The 19,997-nt window shown below is 63.9% G+C and carries 16 protein-coding genes; 3 read left to right on the forward strand and 13 right to left on the reverse strand.

Going from position 1 to position 19,997, the window contains the following annotated elements; genetic code table 11:
* Window positions 1-10: 10 nt before the first annotated feature.
* Window positions 11-1,537, forward strand: a complete 1,527-nt coding sequence (locus ASD58_RS27605) for a M48 family metallopeptidase (RefSeq protein WP_057265256.1) — start codon at window positions 11-13, stop codon at window positions 1,535-1,537.
* Here the strand turns inward: ASD58_RS27605 and ASD58_RS27610 are convergent.
* From ASD58_RS27610 to wrbA, 10 genes are read right to left on the reverse strand one after another with little or no spacing between them, the layout of a single operon-like run.
* On the reverse strand, window positions 1,534-2,505 hold the full coding sequence (locus ASD58_RS27610; protein ID WP_057265258.1) for a thymidylate synthase: 972 nt from the start codon (window positions 2,503-2,505) through the stop codon (window positions 1,534-1,536). The two genes, ASD58_RS27605 and ASD58_RS27610, sit on opposite strands and share 4 nt — an antisense overlap.
* A 12-nt stretch (window positions 2,506-2,517) precedes the next feature.
* A complete protein-coding gene (locus ASD58_RS27615; protein WP_057265260.1) occupies window positions 2,518-4,062 on the reverse strand; it encodes a DEAD/DEAH box helicase in 1,545 nt (514 codons plus the stop codon).
* Window positions 4,059-5,138 carry a low specificity L-threonine aldolase gene (locus tag ASD58_RS27620; RefSeq protein WP_057265263.1) on the reverse strand — a complete coding sequence of 360 codons (1,080 nt, stop codon included), beginning with the start codon at window positions 5,136-5,138 and terminating at the stop codon, window positions 4,059-4,061. The genes ASD58_RS27615 and ASD58_RS27620 overlap by 4 nt, the downstream gene beginning before the upstream one ends.
* Before the next feature lie 8 nt (window positions 5,139-5,146).
* Window positions 5,147-6,964: an ABC transporter transmembrane domain-containing protein gene (locus ASD58_RS27625; RefSeq protein ID WP_057265393.1), complete on the reverse strand. Its 1,818-nt coding sequence runs from the start codon at window positions 6,962-6,964 to the stop codon at window positions 5,147-5,149.
* Between the two features lie 20 nt (window positions 6,965-6,984).
* Window positions 6,985-8,052, reverse strand: a complete 1,068-nt coding sequence (locus ASD58_RS27630) for a lipocalin-like domain-containing protein (protein WP_057265265.1) — start codon at window positions 8,050-8,052, stop codon at window positions 6,985-6,987.
* Window positions 8,052-10,637: an FtsX-like permease family protein gene (locus ASD58_RS27635; RefSeq protein WP_057265267.1), complete on the reverse strand. Its 2,586-nt coding sequence runs from the start codon at window positions 10,635-10,637 to the stop codon at window positions 8,052-8,054. Before ASD58_RS27635 ends, ASD58_RS27630 begins: the two co-directional genes overlap by 1 nt.
* Complete coding sequence (locus ASD58_RS27640) at window positions 10,625-11,050, reverse strand: DUF4124 domain-containing protein (protein ID WP_057265269.1); 426 nt, start codon at window positions 11,048-11,050, stop codon at window positions 10,625-10,627. The genes ASD58_RS27635 and ASD58_RS27640 overlap by 13 nt, the downstream gene beginning before the upstream one ends.
* Window positions 11,047-12,459 carry an FAD-binding oxidoreductase gene (locus ASD58_RS27645; RefSeq protein ID WP_057265272.1) on the reverse strand — a complete coding sequence of 471 codons (1,413 nt, stop codon included), beginning with the start codon at window positions 12,457-12,459 and terminating at the stop codon, window positions 11,047-11,049. Before ASD58_RS27645 ends, ASD58_RS27640 begins: the two co-directional genes overlap by 4 nt.
* Window positions 12,460-12,461: 2 nt before the next feature.
* A complete protein-coding gene (locus ASD58_RS27650) occupies window positions 12,462-12,863 on the reverse strand; it encodes a DUF2069 domain-containing protein (RefSeq protein ID WP_057265274.1) in 402 nt (133 codons plus the stop codon).
* A complete protein-coding gene (gene wrbA, locus ASD58_RS27655; protein ID WP_057265394.1) occupies window positions 12,856-13,470 on the reverse strand; it encodes an NAD(P)H:quinone oxidoreductase in 615 nt (204 codons plus the stop codon). The genes ASD58_RS27650 and wrbA overlap by 8 nt, the downstream gene beginning before the upstream one ends.
* Before the next feature lie 53 nt (window positions 13,471-13,523).
* Here wrbA and ASD58_RS27660 point away from each other — a divergent pair, with 53 nt between their 5' ends.
* A complete protein-coding gene (locus tag ASD58_RS27660; RefSeq protein WP_057265276.1) occupies window positions 13,524-14,876 on the forward strand; it encodes a YihY family inner membrane protein in 1,353 nt (450 codons plus the stop codon).
* A gap of 10 nt (window positions 14,877-14,886) precedes the next feature.
* On the opposite strand, the gene ASD58_RS27665 is transcribed toward ASD58_RS27660, so the two are convergent.
* Together ASD58_RS27665 and ASD58_RS27670 are read right to left on the reverse strand one after the other, a co-directional pair.
* Window positions 14,887-15,675 carry an alpha/beta fold hydrolase gene (locus ASD58_RS27665; protein ID WP_156401526.1) on the reverse strand — a complete coding sequence of 263 codons (789 nt, stop codon included), beginning with the start codon at window positions 15,673-15,675 and terminating at the stop codon, window positions 14,887-14,889.
* 2 nt (window positions 15,676-15,677) lie between these two features.
* On the reverse strand, window positions 15,678-16,988 hold the full coding sequence (locus ASD58_RS27670; RefSeq protein ID WP_057265278.1) for an O-acetylhomoserine aminocarboxypropyltransferase: 1,311 nt from the start codon (window positions 16,986-16,988) through the stop codon (window positions 15,678-15,680).
* 145 nt (window positions 16,989-17,133) lie between these two features.
* On the opposite strand from ASD58_RS27670, the gene ASD58_RS27675 reads away from it, so the two are divergent.
* A complete protein-coding gene (locus ASD58_RS27675; RefSeq protein WP_028102561.1) occupies window positions 17,134-17,592 on the forward strand; it encodes a CBS domain-containing protein in 459 nt (152 codons plus the stop codon).
* A gap of 49 nt (window positions 17,593-17,641) precedes the next feature.
* On the opposite strand, the gene ASD58_RS27680 is transcribed toward ASD58_RS27675, so the two are convergent.
* Complete coding sequence (locus tag ASD58_RS27680; RefSeq protein ID WP_057265280.1) at window positions 17,642-19,903, reverse strand: EAL domain-containing protein; 2,262 nt, start codon at window positions 19,901-19,903, stop codon at window positions 17,642-17,644.
* Window positions 19,904-19,997: the final 94 nt, after the last annotated feature.

The following is a 19,997-nucleotide window of genomic DNA, read 5'->3' on the forward strand; positions in this document are numbered from 1 at the left end:
AGGAGCATGATTGGAATACAAAGCATTTGAGCACTTAGTCCGCCGGCTGGAGCTGGATTCAAATGCCAGCCCGGCGGCATTCCGCCGCAAAGTGTTTGCGATCGGCCTGGCCGCATACGTCATCCTGTTCGGATTGCTGGCCGGGCTGCTTGCGTTATTTGTCATGCTCATGCAATGGGCGGTCGAGTCGCATCGCGCCTTTGTGATGGTCAAGGCGGGCCTGGCGGGCCTGTTCCTGTTGTCGCTGATTTTCGTCGTCCTGCGGGTAATGCTGATGCGCCTAGATCCGCCGCTCGGGCGTGAGCTGGTCCGGGACGAAGCGCCCAAGCTGTTCGATATCCTGGACAAGTTGTACGGCAAGCTGAAAGGTCCGCACATCCAGCACGTCCTGGTGACGGACGAATACAACGCAGCGATCGTGCAGCATGCACGCTTCGGCATTTTCGGCGGCTACCGCAACTACCTGCTGGTCGGCCTGCCATTCCTGCTCGGCTCCACGCCCAAGGAAATGCTGTCTGTGCTGGCCCACGAATACGGCCACCTGTGCGGCGACCATGGCAAGGGCGCGACCCGGATCTATCGCCAGCGCCGCCTGTTCGTCGCCATGTACCAGCACCTGGAGAATACCGCGGACGAGAACGTGCTCAGCGCAGCAATTGTGCGCGCGCTGAAGCGCTTCTTCCCTTATTACAGCGCCTACACCTTTGTGCTGTCGCGCCAGGAGGAATACGAGGCCGACCTGATCGCCGTCGACATGGCCGGACACACGGCGACCTCCCAAATGCTGATACGCGCCCGTTTGCTGGGTGACTGGATCGCCCGCGATTTCTGGCCCAGCATGTATGAGAATGCGGATCGCCTGGAAAAACCGCCGTTCATGCCGTTTTCCTCGATGCGGATGGCGATCAAGGTCAATTACGACGAGTGGGCCACCAAGAACGCGCTGGATGCGGCATGGACCAAGCGTTCGGATCTCGACGACACCCACCCCTGCCTGCGCGAGCGGTTGGACGCAATTGACATGGCGCCGGTGCTGCCGCCACCGGTGGACGCTTGTGCGGCCGACGTGATGCTGGCTTCCGGCGTGGGCAAGAAGCTGGAAGCGGAGCTCGACCAGGACTGGTGGGAAGTCAACTCACGCGGCTGGGTCCATCGCTTCCGCCACGTGCAGAATTCGCGCGGCCGCATCGGGGAGCTGTCGGCAATGCCGCTGGCCAAACTCTCGGTACAGGACTTGCTGGAGCTGGCCTCGTTGAAGCTGGAATTCGAGGAAACCGTTTCCGCCAAGCCGGCGCTGGTCGAACTGATGAAGCGTAGCGGCGGGCCGTATCCGCGGGCATCGCTGATGTACGGGCGTGTGTTGGTGGCGGAAGGCGACCGCCGTGGCGTCGACCATCTGCGCGAAGCGGCGCTGAACGAGCCGCGGCTGCTGGAGGAAGCCGCACAACGCGGCTACCAATTCCTGCTGGAGAGGGACGGTGAAGCCGTGGCAAAACGCTGGTGGGGCAGCGTAGTGCCCCAGGACGAACCGGCTTAGACCGCCATTGGCGCCGTCAGCGGCGCGTGGTGCTGGTAGCCTTCCAGCGTGAAGTCGGAAGGCTCGATCTTCTCCAGCCATTCGGGTTCGTACTTGCCGGTTACGGCGAACGAAGGCACGCGGCTGTTGATCAGCAGTTGCGGCAGCGGCAGCGGTTCGCGCTTCAACTGCTCTTGCACCATTTCCATGTGGTTTTCGTAGATGTGGGCGTCGCCGATAAAGTAGCTGAACCAGCGCGGCTTGTAGCCCGTCAGGCGCGCCACCAGGTGCAGCAGGGCGGCGCCCTCCGCGATGTTGAACGGCGTGCCCAGGCCGATATCGTTGCTGCGCACATAAAGGCACAGCGAGATTTCGCGCGTGGTGGCGTTCGGGATGAACTGGTACAGCAGGTGGCAGGCCGGCAGCGCCACCTGGTCCAGTACGGCCGGATTCCAGCCATGGAACAGGATGCGGCGGCTGGATGGATTGTTGACGATGGTGTCCAGGCATTCGCGTAACTGGTCGATGGCCTTGTACATCAGGACTTTCTGCACGCTGTCTTCTTCCAGCGGAGCGACCTGGCGGTAGCCGTTGCGTTCCGCATCTGCGATCTGCGCCGTCGCGGCGGCGTCCAGTACCTTGTAGCCCGGCCACTGGCGCCATTGGACGCCGTACACCGGGCCCAGGTCGTCGGTGCCGGTGCGGTGCGGATTGGCCAGCCACTGCGCATTTTCGTTGGCATTCTGGTCCCACACCTTGCAGCCCAGGGCGCGGAAGTCGGCGGCGCTGCGCGAGGCGCGCAGGAAGGCGCACAGCTCGCCAACCACCGATTTGAAGGCCAGTTTCTTGGTCGTCACGGCCGGGAAGCCGTCGTTCATGTCGAAGCGCATCATGGCGCCGGGCACGCTCAGGGTGCGGATGCCGGTGCGGTTGTCCTGCCAGCTTCCTTGTTCCAGCACGGTGCTGATCAATTCTTTGTACTGCTTCATGCGTTTCTCCGTTTATCGTTTGTTGCCACGGCCACCGGGCTTGGCGGCGGCGCGGCCTGCAGCGCGCGCGGCCGATTTGGCGCCGCGCGTCGCGGTCACCACGACTTTGCCGCCTTGAGCGCCGGCGCCAGACCGGCCACTGCCAGTGCCCGCGCTGCCGCCGCCGGGGCTACCAGCCCGCGCGCCATAGATCGGTCCGCGCGAGCGCTGTCTATTTTCTTTCGGCGGAAGCTCTTCCTTCAGGCCGCCAAACCCGCCGGCGGGGCGCGGCGTGTCATCCCGTGCCGGGGCCATTTGCTTGGCCGGCGGCCGTGGCGCCTTACCGGCCGCAGCACCTTTCGCCGGCTTGGCGGGGCGGGCGGACTTGGCGCCGGTGGCCTGCACGGCGGGCGCGGCCGGCGTGCCGGTCGATGGCACTCGGTGATCCGCCTCGAAGCCGGCTTCTTCCCGGCGCGGCAAGACGGTGCCGGTCAGCTTTTCGATTGCCCGCAGCAGTTCGACTTCATCCGCGCACACGAGTGACACTGCCTCGCCTTCCGCGCCGGCGCGGCCGGTGCGGCCGATGCGATGCACATAATCTTCCGCCACGGTCGGCAAGTCGAAATTGACCACCAGCGGCAGGGCTTCGATATCCAGGCCGCGCGCCGCCACGTCGGTCGCTACCAGAATCTGTACATCGTTCGCCTTGAAACGCTTCAGCGCCTTGATGCGGGCCGGTTGCGGCTTGTCGCCGTGGATCGAATCGGCCGAGAGGCCTTCGCCCTGCAACAGACCTACCAACTGCTCGACGCCTTTGCGCGTCTTGACGAACACCAGCACCTGGCCCCAGCCTTCCTTGCGCAGCAGGTGCACGAACAATTCGGCCTTATTGCGCTTGTCGGTCGTGAAGACCACCTGGCGCACGGTGCGCGCCGCCGTATTGGGCGCGCTGGCCTGTACGGTAAGCGGGTCGCGCAACAATTGCCTGGCCATGGCGCGGATCGAGTCCGGCATGGTGGCCGAGAAGAGCAGGGTCTGGCGCTCGGCCGGCAGCACGGCAAACAGCAGGTCCAGGTCGGCGGCAAAGCCCAGGTCCAGCATGCGGTCCGCTTCGTCCAGCACCAGGGCGGTTAACTGGCCGAACTCCAGCGCGCCCTTGCGATGCAGGTCCAGCAGGCGGCCCGGCGTGGCGACCAGGACGTCCAGGCCCTTGCGCAGTTTTGCCAGTTGCGGCTCCATCGGCACACCGCCGTAGGCAACGGCGCAACGCAGCGGCAGGTGGAACCCATAGCTATGGAAGCTCTGGTATACCTGTTCGGCCAGTTCACGCGTGGGGACCAGCACCAGGCAGCGCACATGGTTCGGCGCAGCCTGGTCGCCTTCCATGGTCAGGCGCTGCAACAGGGGCAGGGCAAAAGCGGCGGTCTTGCCGGTGCCGGTCTGCGCGGCGGCCAGCAGGTCGCGGCCCGACAGGATGGCGGGAATGGCTTGTTTCTGGATTGGCGTCGGTGTGTTGTAGCCAATCGATTCGAGTGTGCGTAGGAGCCCGTCAATCAGGTCCAGCGAAGCAAAACTCATAGCGCGTCGCTCCATAAAGTGAGGGCATGGCGGACTTGTTCGTCCGAAAGGGCAAGCAGGTTGTCGCCGACGTACCATTCGGTGTAGCTGGTGCCCGGCAATTGGGCATGGCCCGCACGGTTCAGCAGCCAGACGCCGTGATGGGCAGCAACTTCATTCCGGATCTGCAGCAGGCGGTCGCGATCGACCGGCACATGGATATGCAGCATGTTCGCATGCGGTTGCGCAGGATTGGCGCGCAGTCGGGGGTAGTCGCGCAAGGTGTCGTAAAGCCAGTGCGTGCGGCGGAAGTATTCGGGCATGGCTGACAGGCGCGCGTCGAATTGCATTGCAGCGGCGACCACGTAAGGCGTGCGGTGGATGACATTGCCGCCCTGGCGGCGGAACCATTCCTGGGCGTGCGCGATGAAGGCGCGGCTGCCCAGCAGCATGGCGCCACCCAGTCCGCCGATGCCCTTGTACAGTGATACATAGACACTGTCGAAACCTGCCGCCACCTCGGCCGGCGAACGGCCATAGCCTGCGGCAGCTTCCCACAGGCGTGCGCCATCCATATGCAAATGGACGCCTTGTTCGCGGCAGTGGGTCTTGATGGCTGCCAGTTCGTCCCAGCGCGGCGATTGGCCGCCCAGTTCGCGCGCCGGCAATTCGAGCGATACGGCAGCCAGCCGGTCAGGCACAGCCTGCAGTTCGGCCAGGGTGAATGGACGGTGCAGGTCGCCCAGTTGGATCGACTGGAAGTGGTCCAGCAACTGGTGGTTGCTGCGTTCGTGCTTGAAGATATGGGCGGTCGGATGCAGCGCCACCAGGCGGCTGCCGCGTTGCATGCAGGCCAGGCGCAGCGCCGTGACCTGGGTCATGGTGCCGGTGATGCAGAAAGTCGCCGCTTCGAATCCCAGCAGGTCCGCAACTTTCTGTTCGAAGGACTGGATCAGCTCACCTTCGCCATACACGTCATGGGCAATGCCGTTGGCTTCGCACCATGTGGCCATCGCGGCGAAAGTCTCCGCCGGCGAGGGTTGGCGATGGCCCGGCAGGACGGTGTGGCAACCCTGGCGCAGTTCAGCATCGGTCACGTTGCGCCTCAATGCGTCACATGGACGCTGTGGAACTGCAGCGCCGCCAGGTTGGCGTAAATGCCGCCCAGTGCCACCAGCGACTGGTGGGTGCCGGTTTCGACGATCTTGCCATCTTCCATGACGATGATGCGGTCGGCACGTTGTACAGTGGCCAGGCGGTGCGCGATGATGACCGTGGTGCGGCCAACCATGGCTGCTTCCAGCGCGCCTTGCACCAGGCGTTCCGACTCGGCGTCCAGCGCACTGGTTGCTTCATCGAGCAGTAGCAGCGGCGGGTTTTTCAGCAGTGCGCGGGCAATTGCAATACGCTGGCGTTGACCGCCCGACAGGCGCACGCCACGCTCGCCGAGGAAGGACTTGTAGCCGTTCGGCAGGCGTTCGATGAATTCGTGTGCGGCAGCCAGGCGTGCGGCCTGGATCACTTCCTGGTCGCTCGCGTCGGCACGCCCGTAGCGGATGTTTTCCATCGCGTCGGCGGAGAAGATCACCGTATCCTGCGGCACGATGCCGATGGCGCCGCGCAGGGTGTGCAGGTCCAGCAGGCGGATATCGGTGCCGTCGAGGCGGATGGCGCCGGATTGCGGATCGTAGAAACGCAGCAGCATCTGGAACAGGGTGGTCTTGCCTGCGCCGGAAGGACCAACGACCGCGATGGTCTCGCCCGGCTTGATATCGAGCGTCACGTGGTCGAGTGCCAGCGTGTCCGGGCGCGAAGGGTAGTTGAACGACACCTCGGCCAGGCTGAGGGCCGCGCCGTTGGCGGCGCGCGGCGGCAGGGCCTGTGGTTGCGCGGGGCTCTGGATATCGGAGCGCACGGCCAGCAATTCGAGCAGGCGCTCGGTGGCGCCGGCGGCGCGCTGGGCTTCGCCCATGACTTCGGACAAGGCGCCAATCGCGCCGGCCACGATGGAGGCGTACAGGATGAACTGTCCGAGGTCGCCGCCCGTCATGGTGCCCTCCAAAACGGCGTGGGCGCCTAACCACAGCACGAACACGATGGTGCCGAACACCAGCACGATGGCCAGCATGGTCAGGAAAGCGCGCGCCTGGATGCGGCGCATGGCGGTGCTGAAAGCGCCTTCGACCGAGCCGCCGAAACGCTTGGCTTCCAGCCCTTCATGGGTGAAGGCCTGCACCGTCGGCATGGCGTTCAGGATTTCGCCGGCCATGGCCGAAGCATCCGCCACGCGGTCCTGCGAATCGCGCGACAGCTTGCGCACGCGGCGGCCAAACATCACGATCGGCAGCACGGTCAGCACCAGCAGGCCGATGATGATGGACGACAGCTTGGGGCTGGTGATGAACAGCATGGCCAGGCCGCCGAGGAACAGCAGCACATTACGCAAGGCCATCGAAATACTGGTGCCAACCACGCTCTGGATCAGGGTGGTGTCGGTGGTCAGGCGCGAAAGTACTTCGCCGGTCTTGGTGGTTTCGAAGAATTCCGGGCTTTGCTGCACCACGTGCGAATACACGGCATTGCGGATGTCGGCAGTGACACGTTCGCCCAGCCAGGACACGCTATAAAAGCGCGCCGCCGTCGCCAGTGCCAGCACGGTGGCGACCGCGAACAGCGCCAGGAACACCTGGTTGACGTGGGCCGCGCTGCGCACGCCGGCATCGGCGCCGAAGCCCAGGTCGATCATCTGCTTGAAGGCGTAAGGAATCGCCAGCGTGGAAGCGGCAGCGACCACCAGCGCGACGCCGGCAATGGCGAAACGGTTGCGGTAAGGCTTGAGGAAGGGCAGCAGGCCCCTGAAGGCGGCCAGGCTGCCTTTCTTGAGTTCTCGGGCTTCAGGCTGGCCGTTATTGGTGGTGCTCATTGCGTATTCTACGTTCTTGTTCAAAGTTTCATAGGACGGACATAGCCCGTCAACTCCAGGTAGCCGCGCCCCGCCGGCTTGCCGTTTCGCGCGACTGTCACCGCGCCTTCCCAATACACCGCACCGGTCGAGCGGCGCGAATCGAGTTCCTGGTCCTGTTGCAAAGGACTGGCCTGCCACTGTTCGGGGCCGGTGGAAATCAGGGTGGCGACGGGATACTCAGCTTGGGTGCGCGGGGATTTCCATCGCACCTGCGGGGTAAAACTGACCTGGTCCTGCGAATAGTGCGTGATCTTACCGGATGCATCGCGCCATGTCGCGTGGGCCCATAGTTTACCACCTTGGCGGTCCCTTATCTGGAATGCCATGAGGGCGCCGCCATCGGCCAGGTTGATACCGGCCCAGTCCCAGCCCGCGGCAGCCGGATCGAGCACCTGGCTTGACCACTCGTGATCGAGCCAGGTCACGCCCTGTACCGCTTGTGCGGCGGCATTGCGGCGGGCCAGGGTGCCGCTGGTGCGCAGCTGGGGCTTGCTATAGTAATAACTTGCCTGCTCGGGCTTTGGGCCTTTGCGCGAGAAGCCGGCGTCGCCTTGCAGCAGGACGGGCTGGGTCGGCTGCAGCTTCAGTGCCAGCGTGAATTCGGCGGCATCTATATCGATCTGATAAGTGCCGTCGGCGTCGCGCTGCATGCGCCAGCCATCCAGTTGCACCCTGGTGTCGTCTGTGGCGGCGCTGGCCAGGCCAAAGCCGGCGCGCGCTGTGCGCTGGTCGTGCAGCAGCTTGCCCTGCGACGGGTCGGACAGTGCGACGTGGGCGACGATGATGTCTCTGGGCGCGAACTGGCTTGGGTTGTCGCGGCCATGGCCGGTGCTGCTGCGGAAAAAGGTAACCTGGTAGCCAAGCTGGCGTCCGTCGGCGGTGTCGAGCCAGCCGGTGGCATACCACCATTCCGTCTTGAAGCCGGGATGGGCGCCGAAGTCGCGCGGGAACTGGAGCTGGACGCCTGGCGTTACCGGCGTGAAGTCGGCGGCGTGCAGCGGCAGGTTGAAGGCCAGCGCGAACAGGAGGCAAAGCAGGGCGCGCATTACCAGTCCTCCCTAACGGCACGGATTGGACCGCCGGACAGGGCCTGCCGGCCGGCGATGAGGGCGGTGGCCGCCGACGACAGCAACAGCGCCAGCGCCACGGTTGCCAGCAATGGCCAGGGATAGTGCATTTGCATCGTCCAGTGGAAGGATTGCGGGTTGATGACGTGGACCAGCACCAGGCTGATGACCCAGCCGAGTGCGAAGCCGGCCAGGATGCCCAGGGTGGTCAGGGCGGCGCCTTCCAGCGCAAGGATGCCGAGCACCTGGCCGCGTGTCACGCCGACGTGGCGCAGCATGCCGAATTCGCGTGCCCTTGCCAGGGTCTGGGCGGAGAAAGTGGCTGCGACGCCGAACAGTCCGATGACGATGGCAATGGCTTCCAGCAGGTAGGTGACTGCGAAGCTGCGGTCGAAGATTTTCAGCGTCAGGTTGCGGATTTCGGAGGGGACGCTGGTCTCCAGCAGCTCGCCGAAGGGCAGCTTGCGGATATCGTCCTGCACCTGGACTGCGCTGGCGGTTTTGGCGAGCCAGATGGCGGCATCGCCGGCATCGCGGTCGCCGGTCAGGTCGATATAGTCGGAGCGGCGCACGATCACGGCGCCGCCGGCGCGGGCGTAATCGCGCCAGACGCCGGCCACGCGGAATTCGCGTTGCCGGCCTTGCAGGGGCAGGCGCAGTGTGGCGCCGGGCTGCAGGCCGTACAGGTCGGACATGGCTTCCGACACCCAGGCCGGAGGCAGCGCGGCGGGGGCGCCCGTGGACGGCACCGCCGCGGCCTGCGCCGGGCCATCGACCAGGACCATGGCGCGGCCCGGATCCGCTGGGTCGACGTCACGCGCCAGCACGGCTACGTTGGCACGCTCGGGTGCCAGCGAAACTGAGCGTATGCGCAAGAATTCAATGCGGGCGACGCCGGGAACTGCCCGCAGCGCGTCCTGCTCCGCGGGCGAAAGGCCGCCAGTGGCACCGGCCGATGCGGCGCGCGCATACACGTCGGCCGGCAGGATGCGCAGCACCCATTCATCGACCGAAGTCCGGAAGCTGGCCACCATGATTGCCATCGCCACCATCAGGCTGAAGCTCGCCAGCACGCCGCCTAGCGCGATGCCGGCCTGCCCCGACGCATTGGCAAGCCGCGCCAGCGCCAGCGCGCGCACCGGACTCGCGTCCGCCCGTGGGCGCGCGGCACCGCCGGTAGTGGTGGTGCGGCGGGAGAGGGCGGTGAACGTCATGCCGGACAGCCGCGGCATCAGGGAGATGGCGCCAACCAGGAGCAGGGCGATGGAAAGATATCCGAAGATTGGCAATTCGAGCACTGGCGGCGCAAACGTCAGGCCGCCGGCCAGTGCGAGGCAGGCCAGGCCCGGCCACGGACGCGAGAGGGGCCGCAACGCGGTTTCATCGGTACCCGCCTTGAGCGCGACAGCTGGCCGTGCGCGGGCTGCGTCGAAGGCCGGCGCCAGGCCGCCGAGCAGAGCGACGCCCAGGCCGAGCGTAAAGTAGCACAGCGCTGCGACTGGCGCCCACTGCACGCCTGGCTGGACGCCGGCAAAATAGCCTGCGCCAAGATCGCCGCCAAACAGGCGCAGTACGGCGGCGGCCAGCGCATAGCCGCCAGCCACGCCAAGCGCCGAACCGATGCTTCCCAGCAGGGCGCCTTCCAGCAGCACCTGGCGAATCAACTGGCGGCGCTCCAGCCCCAGCACCCGCAACAGTGCAAACTCACTGCGACGACGCAACACGGACAGTGCTTGCGACGAGAACACCAGGAAGGCACCTGTGAACAACGCCACCAGTGCAAGCACGCTCAGATTGACGCGATAAGCCCGGCTCAGGTTCGCGTTGCGGCTTTCCTGTTCCGCGTCGTTCGGCTGGCCGACCCTGAAACGGCCAGGAAAATCATGCTCCAGCCGCGCCGCCAGGGAACGTTCGAACGCGCCACGATCGACGCCATCGCGCAGCTTCAAGTCTACGCGCGACAGCTTGCCCAGGCGCTGGAATTGCCACTGCGCCGCTGCAATATCCATCACCGCAAAGCGTTGGCCCACGCGTGCTCGCTGCAACGAACCGGCCACGCGAAGAACCGCCACTTTGCTGCCAGCCTGCAGGCGAAGTTCGCCGCCGGGCCGCCCCTGCAGCCAGTTCATTGCAGCAGGCGACAGGAAAATCGCGTCGTCGGCCAATGTGTCGTAAGGGAGATCTTCTTCGGGGGCACCGATCAGGTCCGGCGTAATGAAGCCGGCACGGAACACGTCCAGGCCGATGATTTTCAGGGCCTGACGTGCACCTGGCATCGAAGCATCAAATTCAAGCACCGGAGACGCCACCGCGGCTTCCGGCAGGCGCGCAAGGACCGGATAGATCGCCTCGTCAAAAGTCGCCTCGGTGCCGCTCACCTGGATATCGGCTTGTCCCGACAGGCTATGGACGGCAGTCGTGAATTCGTTCAGTGCCGCCGCGTTGACCAGGTGAATGGCAAACCCCAGCGCCACGCCGATCGCGATCGCCGCGATGGCGGTCAGTGCGCGGACCGGATGGGCGCGCCATTCGCCAATGGCCAGCCAACGGGTCAGCCGCCGCATTCCAGCTGGTACATGTCCGCGGCGCGTTTGGCCTTCTGTTTCGCGCGTTCGGTATTCTGGAGCGTGGCGCCGCGCGCGTCCTCCTCTGCCCATTTGTGCTGCATCTGGAGCTTCTTGCATTTCTTGTTATGGCTGGCGACGGCCCGCGCTTCGGCCAGGCTCTCGCGCTCCTCGCGTGCTTCGCGCTTGCGGCGCTGGCTGGCGAGTTTTTCCGCATCGCGTTCCTGGCGTTTGAGATTGGCCGCCGCGGCGGGATCGGGTGCGGGCGCCGCAGGCACTTCGATTGTGCTGGCGACGCCTTTCTCGCATGGCTGCTGCGAGTAACTTACTTTCCCATCGATGGTGCACTTGTGCAGGGCTTGCGCCCCCGCAGGAAGCGCCATCGCCAACAGCAGCAAGGGCAGGGGTTTCATAGGATTTTCCCTGGATTCATCAGGCCCAAAGGATCCAATGCGGACTTGATTGCCCGCATCAGGCTCAACTCCACCGGCGACTTGTAGCGCGCCAGTTCGTCACGCTTTAATGCTCCAATCCCATGTTCGGCCGAAATCGAGCCGCCAAAGGCAGCCACGGCATCGTGGACCACGCGATTAACCGCTTCCTGGTTATGCAGGAAGGTTTCGTTCGCCACGCCGGCTGGCGGCGCAACATTGAAATGCAGGTTGCCATCACCCAGGTGGCCAAAACACACCAGCTGGCAGCCGGGGAAGGCAGCTTGCAATTGCGGTTCCGTGCTGGCGATGAAGTCGGCAATCGACGATACGGGCAGCGAAATATCGTGCTTGATGTTCTTGCCGTCGGCCGCCTGTGCCAGTGGAATATGCTCGCGCAAGTCCCATAGCCCGCGCGATTGTGCTGCGGAGCTGGCAACTACCGCGTCCTGCGCCACGCCTTCGCCAAGGGCCGCGCCAAGGGCCCTTTCGAGCAGCGCCGCTGCATGGGCTTCCGATTCACTGCTCGAAAGCTCGAGCAAGGCATATTGCGCATGGCCGTCGGCCAGCGGCTGCGGCAGGGCCGGGAAATGCTTGCCCACCAATCGCAGGCAAAAAGCCGACATCAATTCGAAGCCGGTCAGGCTCGCCCCGCAATGATCCTGCATGATCGACAGCAGCCGCAATGCCGCGGCCGGCGACTCCATCGCAGCCAGCGCCGTGACGGAAGCTTTCGGTTGCGGATAAAGCTTGAGCACCGCGCCGGTGATGATGCCAAGCGTGCCCTCGGCGCCGATGAACAGGTCGCGCAGGTCATAGCCGGTATTGTCCTTGCGCAGCCCGCGCAGCCCGGACCAGATTTCGCCTTGCGGCGTGACGACTTCCAGCCCCAGGCACAGCTCACGCGTATTACCGTAGCGCAGCACGGCGGTACCGCCGGCATTGGTGGACAGGTTGCCGCCAATGGTGCAACTGCCTTCGGCGGCCAGCGAGAGCGGGAACAGGCAGCCTTGTTCGGCAGCCGCTTCCTGCGCGCGCTGAAGGATGACGCCGGCATCGACCGTCATGGTGCGGTTGACCGGATCGACCAGCCGCACCTTCTGCATGCGCGCCAGTGAAAGGACTACAGCCGTTGCGCTGGCATCGGGCACGCTGCCCAGCACCAGGCCCGTATTGCCGCCTTGCGGCACGATCGGGACGCGGGCCTCTACGCACAGTTTGACGGCGGCGGCGACTTGTCCGGTATCGGCCGGGCGCAGGACAGCCAGGGCGCGGCCGGTGAATCGCCCGCGCCAGTCGCGCAGGAACGGCGCCATATCCGCTTCAGAGGAAATGACGTGCGCATCGCCAAGCAAGGCGCGGCAAGCGCCCAGGAAAGCGGAATTGTCCATAATTACTTGGTCTTGCTGGTGTTGACCTTTTCCAGCAATTCGCGGGCCGCCTGCCTGGCTGCCTTCTTATACGGCTGTACATACAGGATGGCGCACAGGAAGTAGACCACCACAATGGCCACTTCGCCCCAACCCAGCCACGGGGTGACCTTGTCGCCGTATGCGCGCACCACGCCTTCGATGAAGTAGATCAGGATCATCATCGAAGTCCACTGCAGCGTGTAGATATCGCGCTTGATAACGCCCAGTAGCGGGAAAAGGAGCGGCACCGCTTTCAGCACCAGCCAGGAACCGCCCGGTTTCAACGGCGACAGCCACATTTCCCAAGCCACGCTCCAGATGATGAGCAAGGCCAGGCTGGCGATGGCGCCCCAATGGAAAAGTTTATGCTTCGTGCTATTCATTTCGTCCCCGCAGCTTGACGGCCGCTTCGGCCAGCCGGCGACCCATCGCGATCGCCAGGCGTTTCTCATCTTCCGTGAACGGCTTCTTGCCGTCCAGCCCCGACCAGTGAGTGGCGCCGTAAGGCGAGCCGCCGCTGGTTGTCGTCATCAGTTCGGGATGGGTGTAGGGCAGGCCCATGACCATCATCCCATGGTGCAGCAATGGCACCATCATCGTCAGCAGCGTCGACTCCTGCCCGCCGTGCTGGCTGCCGGTCGACGTGAAGACGCAGGCCGGCTTGCCGGACAGGGTGCCGGACAGCCACTGCGCCGACGTCCCGTCCCAGAAATACTTCATCGCCGCAGCCATATTGCCGAAGCGGGTGGGGGAACCGAGCGCGAGCCCGGCGCATTCCTCCAGGTCCTGCAATTCGACATAAGGCGCGCCATCCGGCGGCACTTCCGGTTCGGTCGCTTCCGTTACGGTGGAAACGGCCGGCACGGTACGCAGGCGGGCGTCGCAGCCCGGCACGGATTCAACGCCCTGGGCAATCATCTCTGCCAATTTACGCACGGATCCGTGCCTTGAATAATACAAAATTAGAATTGTGAGGTGAGTTCTGTTCATCATTGCTATTATATGGCCCTTTACACAAGTTGCATGACTAATAAGCTTCACTGATGGTGTTTAAGTCCCTCTATACCAACGTTGCCCGCGCCTGCTCCAAAGGCGTGGCCGAACTGCGCGCGTTGTCCTGGACCGAGCTGCATGACCTGATCCAATTCGGGCGCCGCCGCCTGCGCGAAGAAAGCCTGCCCCAGGTGGCCGGCGGCCTGACCTTTACGACGGTGTTTGCGCTGGTGCCGGTGCTGACGATCGCACTGGCGATTTTCACCACCTTCCCCATGTTTAATACCTTCCGCACCGCGCTGGAAGCGTATTTCATCAAGAGCGTGATGCCGAAGGCGATTTCCAGCACGATCCTGGGTTACCTGACCACGTTTGCGGCCAAGGCCACTCGCCTGTCGGCAGTGGGTGCCGTGACGCTGGTGCTGACGTCGGTGGCGATGATGAGCATGATCGAACGCGCCTTCAACCGCATCTGGCGCGTCAAGACCGAGCGCCGGCTGGTGCGGCGGGTGCTGGTGTATTGGGCCCTGATCACCCTGGGGCCGTTGCTGATCGGCGTGTCGATCAGCCTGTCGACCCACTTGTTTGATGCCACCAGCGGCTTGGTGGGCTCGGTGACCGGGCCGATTTTCTATACCTTGTTGTCGGTCCTGCTGACCACACTGGCGTTTACCTTCCTGTACATCACCGTGCCGAACCGGATGGTGGACTGGCGCGATGCCATTTGCGGCGGCGCGCTGGCGGCAGTTTCTTTCGAATTGGCCAAGCGCGGCTTCGCGATCTTCATTACGCAGGCGCCGACCTATTCCAAGATCTACGGCGCCTTGGCGGCCTTGCCTTTGTTCCTGCTGTGGATCTACGTTTCCTGGCTGATTACGCTGCTGGGCGCCTTGCTGACCGCGGCGCTGCCGGTAGTGAAATATGAACGCTGGTGGCACGAGGCGGTGCCGGGCGGCGAATTCGTCGACGCCATGGCGGTGCTGAAAGTGCTGCACGAGACAAGGGAGAAGGGCGATAACGCCGCCGTCAGTTCAGCGGAAATGCGCGGGCGCACCCGCCTGGGTTTCGATGAAATGGACGCCTTGCTGGAGAAAATGCTGGTGCCGGGCTGGGTGGCGAAGGTGAAGATCGCGCCGCCGCCGCGCGTGCAGTTCGGGAAACGGGTCAGCGAAGGGGCCGACAATTGGGTGCTGCTGGCCAACGTCCATAAGATCACGGTGGCCGATGTTTACCGCCTGTTCGTGTTCGGCGGCATGTCGCTGAATGCCGGCGTGCTGGCCGATTCGGACGATGAAATGGATCGCCAGGCCAGTCGTGACGCGGCCGTCCTGGCGCGCCAGGTCGAGACCGCGGTGGAGTCAGGCCTGGGCAGCACGCTGGCGGAGCATTTCGGCGCCGCCTGAGGGGCTGGGGTCAGCGCAGGAAGGCCAGCAGCGCGTCCAGCACCGCGTCGGGCTGCTCAGCCATCATCTGGTGGCCGGCGTCGACCGTCACGGTCTTCGCGCCCGGCAGCCCTGCCAGTAGTGCCTTGGTGCTGCGCGGCGGCGTCATCATGTCCTTGCTGCCAAAGATGAATTGCACCGGGCAGCGCAGGCTTGCCGCCGCGGCATCGCCATTTGCATAGCTGTTGCAGGCCGTGAAATCGGTATGGAACAGCAGGTCCTCGCCTTGCGCAGAGATGCGTTCCATCAGCCGTTTCGACATCCCGCTCACGTAGAATCCCGGCCCAGGGCAGGACGGCTTCTGCGCATAGGAACTGTGCGACCAGATATTGACCATGTCGATGGCCTCGCCCTCTGCTTCGCGAGCGGCGTTGAGCAGCGCGTCGGAAACCTTCATGGGATAGGTGGCGCCAAGCAGTGCCAGTCGCGTAATGCGGTCCGGCGCACGGTGCGCGGCTTCCAGGGCGATCAAGGCGCCCATGCTATGCCCAACCAGGGCAGCCTGGTCGACACCCGCTGCGCGAAGCAGCGACAGCAGCCAGTCCGCCATTTCCACCACGCTGCGCAGTGCGGCGCCGCGGCTGCGGCCATGGCCCGGCAAGTCGACGGCCAGTACGCCAAAGCCATGGTGCGCCAGGTAGCGCGATTGCAATGCCCAGACCGAATGATCGTTCTGTGCGCCGTGGAGCATGACGACGGTGGGCAGCGCCGGGTCAAACTGCTTGCCGCCCGTGTAGCAATACGAATCACCGAACATCATGCTCAGGCCCCTTTCTGCGAGGCTTTGAGCCCACGCGCCAGGTCTTCGAGCAGGTCGCCGGCATCTTCCAGGCCGACCGAGAGCCGCATCGTGCCTTCCGCGATCCCCGACGCCGCCAACTGGTTGGCCGGCACGCGGAAATGCGTCGTCGAAGCAGGGTGGATCACCAGCGAACGCGCGTCGCCCACGTTGGCAAGGTGCGAAAACACTTTCAGGCTGTCGACGAAGCGCTTGCCGGCCGCGCGGTCGCCTTTCAGCGTAAACGACAGCACCGCACCTGCGCCCTTCGGCAGCAGTCTGGCCGCCAGCGCCCGGTCCGGATGGCTCTCCAGTTCCGGATAGATCACCGACTCGACTGCCGGATTGGCGAGCAGGAATTCCGCCATGCGGCGGGTATTGGCCACGTGCCGGTCCATGCGCACCGCCAGTGTTTCAACGCCCTGCAGGATGGCGAAGGCATTGTGCGGGCTCATGGCCGCGCCGAAATCGCGCAAGCCCTCGCGCCGGGCCCGCAGCGCAAAGGGCGCCACGGTCGATTCTTCAGCGAAAACCATGCCATGGAAGCCGTCATACGGTTCGCACAGTTCGGCAAAGCGGCCCGTTGCCTCGTAGGCTGCCTGCCAGTCAAAGGTGCCGCCATCGACCAATACGCCGCCGATCGCCGTGCCGTGCCCGCACAGGAATTTGGTGGCGGAGTGGAATACCAGGTCGGCGCCATGCTCGAAAGGACGCAGCAGGTAGGGCGTGGTGAAGGTTGAGTCGACCATCAGCGGCAGGTGGGACTCGTGCGCTATCGCAGCCACGCCGGCGATGTCCAGCACGTCCAGGCCCGGATTGCCCAGCGTTTCGCCGAATAGCACCCGGGTCTCAGGCCGGATCGCCGCACGCCAGGCATCCAGGTCGCGCGGATCGACAAAAGTGGTCTCTATGCCGAAGCGTTTCAGCGTATATGCGAGCAGGTTGTGCGAGCCGCCATACAGCGCCCGCGATGCGACGATATGCGAACCCGCGCCGGCAATGGTGGCCAGCCCGAGGTGCATGGCCGCCTGGCCGCTGGCAGTGGCGATGCCGGCGACGCCGCCTTCCAGCGCCGCCATGCGTTCTTCAAGCACCGCATTGGTCGGGTTGGAAATGCGCGAATACACATGGCCGGCCCGTTCCATATTGAACAGGGCAGCCGCATGGTCCGAGTCGCGGAAAGCGAAGGAGGACGTGAAATGGATCGGCGTAGCGCGGCTGCCGGTGGCCGGATCCGGCGTGGCGCCCGCGTGCAGGGCGAGGGTATCGAACCCGGGATAATTTGGCGTTGTCATGGATGCCATGCTATCGTGTTATTTAGCTTGTGAATACTGTTGCGTTTTGATTAATCCAACTCTGGATTTTTCGCTTGGCATACGCTAAATTCGATGGTAAGGCTTACAATAAAACCATAATCACCACCGGACAGGACGGCCCAAAATGAAAGTATCTGAAATCCTCCAAGTCAAAGGGAACATCCTCTACACGATCACTCCGGACCAGCCGTTGGTCGAAGCGGCAAATACCATGGCCGAAAAAGACATCGGCTCGCTGGTGGTGATGGAATACGGTGACCTGGTCGGCATGCTGACGTTCCGCGAAGTGCTGAAGGCGCTGCACGCGAACCAGGGCTCGGTCGGCGGCGGCACCGTGCGCAAGCACATGGATGACCACCCGATCACCGTCACCCCGGATACCGAAGTCAATGAAGTGCGCCGCATCATGTTGGAAAAGCACGCGCGCTACCTGCCGGTGATGAATGCCAAAACCCTGCTGGGCGTGATCTCGTTCTACGACGTGGCGCGCGCCGTCCTGGAGGCGCAGAGTTTCGAGAACCGCATGCTGAAGGCATACATCCGCGACTGGCCTGCAGAAGAAGAGGAAAAGTCGGAAGGCTGATTCCGGCCAGCTCCAAATAAAAAAATGGGGTACGTCCCCATTTTTTTATTTATGCGACGCCGGCCAGTGCATCGTCGCTGAGCCACCCGACCAGGGCTTCGCCGGTCATCGGCCGCGCAAACAGGAAGCCCTGGCCCAGCGGGCAGCCCAGGGTGTGCAGGATTTGCGCCTGGCGTTCGTCCTCCACGCCTTCTGCGATCACGGCCAGGCCCAGGTTGCGTCCCAGTTGAACCACCATTTCGGCGATGCTGCTGCCGCGGGCGGAGTTGGTAATCTCGGTGACGAAAGCGCGGTCGATCTTCAGGCGGTCCACTTGCAGGCGCTGCAGGTAGGAGAGCGAGGAGAAACCGGTGCCGAAATCGTCGATTGCAATGGTCACGCCGGTCTGCTTGATCTGCGCCAGCATCTTGATCAGCATATCCGGTTCTTCCATCGCCATCGATTCGGTGATCTCAAGTTCCACATATTCCGGCGGCGCGCCGGTGTCGTGCAGCGCATTGCGCAGCATCTCCAGGAAATGCGGGTGGCGGAACTGCACCTGCGATACGTTAATCGACATGGTGAACTCGGTATAGCCCGCGGCGCGCAAGGCGACCAGTTCCTGCATCGAGGTACGCATCACCCATTCGCCCAGGTCGATAATCAGGCCGGAATATTCCGCGATCGGGATGAATCGGTCCGGCGACACGAATTTGCCGTCCGGCGTTTGCCAGCGCAGCAAGGCTTCCGCGCCCATCGGCCGGCGCGTATCGAGGTCGACTTGCGGTTGGTAGACAACAAAGAGTTGGTTCTGGCTGAAACCGGTGCGCAACGCGTGCATCATGCGCACACGCTCGCGGATTTCCACGCCCATGCTGCGCGAGAAGTAGAAGTGGCCGGCGCGCTGCTGGGTCTTGGCGCGCTTCAGGGCGATATCGGCATCCTTCAGTGCATCGGCGCCGCTGCCGTCGTGCTCCAGCAGCCGCACCAGGCCAAGGGTGGCCGATAGCTGCACGTCCTGCCCGTCTATGCTGAAAGGCGTGGTGAACAGGGCGATGATATTGCCTGGGTTCACCTGGCCTGCGTCGCCCAGCACGCAGAAAATATCGCCGCCGATGCGGGCTACGGTCAATTGCTTGCCGAGGCTATTCTGCAGGCGCGCTGCCACGGCGGACAGCAGCAGGTCGCCAAATTCGTGGCCCAGTGCGTCGTTGGTTTCGGCAAAGTGGTCAAGGTCAACCAGGCAAAGCGTGGCGTCCTGCTTGGCAGGCCCAGCCAGTGTGGCATCGAGGATCTCGACCAGGCGCGTGCGGTTCGGCAGCTTGGACAGGTTGTCGTAGAAGGCTGCGGTGTGCAAGTGCGACACCAGTTCCACGTTATCGAGGCCCACCGCCACATTGCTGCAAAAGACGTCCAGCAGGCTTTCTTCCAGCGCGCTTGGTGCGCGCGAAACATCCATGAACGCGACGAAGGTGCGGCTGGCCTTGCCGGCGAAGTGCAGCGCAATGCTGTCGGTGCAATAGAGATTCCGGCGCGCAGCCAGGCATTCTTCCATCGCCTTGTGCACACGCGGATCTTCGTTTGCGGTGAGCTGGGAATTGGACAGGTTATGGTGGCTGCCGGTGGCTGCCATCACGACCAGCTCATGGCAGCCTGCGTCCGGGCACTCCTGCACGCACAGGACACCATGCGGTTCCTGTCCCAGCAATTCGGCGATCTGCGACAGCACGCCGGAGGCAAAATTCTGCACGCCGTGCAGCGCCATCAATTCAGTACTGGAATGTACGATGCGTGCCAGGCCGCGCCGGCTCTCGTTGATATTGCGGATTTGCTCGTAGGAGCGGATCGCGGCGGTCACAGTCGTGAACAGCTTGATGCGCGTCAGCTCCGACTTGGTCTTGTAATCGTTGATGTCGAAATCGCGGATCGCATCGATCTCGGGGGCGTAGCCGGGCTGGCCGGTGCGCAGGATAATGCGCACGTCGGCAAGCTTGAGGGTTTCGCGGATATAGCGCACCAGGTGCAAACCGGCGTCATCCTGCTCCATGACTACGTCGAGCAGGATCACGGCGATTTCCTGTTCGTGCTTGAGCATTTCGCGCGCCTGGGCGGCGGAATAAGCGTGCACGAATTCCAGGGGGCGGTGCTGCATGTCCAGGTTGCCGAGGGCGAACGTGGTCGTCGAATGGACGTCTTCGTCGTCATCGATAATCATCACGCGCCAGACATTGCGCTGTGTTGGGAGAGCTGGCTGAGCCGTATGCTCTTCTAAGAAAACCAGATCGTCCTGATCGTCGTGGCCGCCATCCGGCGCCGTGATCGAAGGGGGCATGTGTCGCTTCTCCAAGGGGTCTCGGTGTTCTTACAACTTAGTATATAGCGAATTGTTCTTGAGAACGACCATTAAAACACTTTCATGGAAGTTA

The organism is Duganella sp. Root1480D1, assembly GCF_001427305.1.
Classification (GTDB): Bacteria; Pseudomonadota; Gammaproteobacteria; order Burkholderiales; family Burkholderiaceae_D; genus Rugamonas.

Excerpts from the sequence above, each read along its gene's own strand:
- ASD58_RS27610 (WP_057265258.1), bottom strand. The coding sequence starts at position 2,505 with ATGAAGCAGTACAAAGAATTGATCAGCACCGTGCTGGAACAAGGAAGC.
- ASD58_RS27615 (WP_057265260.1), bottom strand. The coding sequence starts at position 4,062 with ATGAGTTTTGCTTCGCTGGACCTGATTGACGGGCTCCTACGCACACTC.
- ASD58_RS27625 (WP_057265393.1), bottom strand. The coding sequence starts at position 6,964 with ATGAGCACCACCAATAACGGCCAGCCTGAAGCCCGAGAACTCAAGAAA.
- ASD58_RS27630 (WP_057265265.1), bottom strand. The coding sequence starts at position 8,052 with ATGCGCGCCCTGCTTTGCCTCCTGTTCGCGCTGGCCTTCAACCTGCCG.
- ASD58_RS27635 (WP_057265267.1), bottom strand. The coding sequence starts at position 10,637 with ATGCGGCGGCTGACCCGTTGGCTGGCCATTGGCGAATGGCGCGCCCAT.
- ASD58_RS27640 (WP_057265269.1), bottom strand. The coding sequence starts at position 11,050 with ATGAAACCCCTGCCCTTGCTGCTGTTGGCGATGGCGCTTCCTGCGGGG.
- ASD58_RS27645 (WP_057265272.1), bottom strand. The coding sequence starts at position 12,459 with ATGGACAATTCCGCTTTCCTGGGCGCTTGCCGCGCCTTGCTTGGCGAT.
- ASD58_RS27650 (WP_057265274.1), bottom strand. The coding sequence starts at position 12,863 with ATGAATAGCACGAAGCATAAACTTTTCCATTGGGGCGCCATCGCCAGC.
- wrbA (WP_057265394.1), bottom strand. The coding sequence starts at position 13,470 with ATGAACAGAACTCACCTCACAATTCTAATTTTGTATTATTCAAGGCAC.
- ASD58_RS27660 (WP_057265276.1), top strand. The coding sequence starts at position 13,524 with ATGGTGTTTAAGTCCCTCTATACCAACGTTGCCCGCGCCTGCTCCAAA.
- ASD58_RS27665 (WP_156401526.1), bottom strand. The coding sequence starts at position 15,675 with ATGATGTTCGGTGATTCGTATTGCTACACGGGCGGCAAGCAGTTTGAC.
- ASD58_RS27670 (WP_057265278.1), bottom strand. The coding sequence starts at position 16,988 with ATGACAACGCCAAATTATCCCGGGTTCGATACCCTCGCCCTGCACGCG.
- ASD58_RS27675 (WP_028102561.1), top strand. The coding sequence starts at position 17,134 with ATGAAAGTATCTGAAATCCTCCAAGTCAAAGGGAACATCCTCTACACG.
- ASD58_RS27680 (WP_057265280.1), bottom strand. The coding sequence starts at position 19,903 with ATGCCCCCTTCGATCACGGCGCCGGATGGCGGCCACGACGATCAGGAC.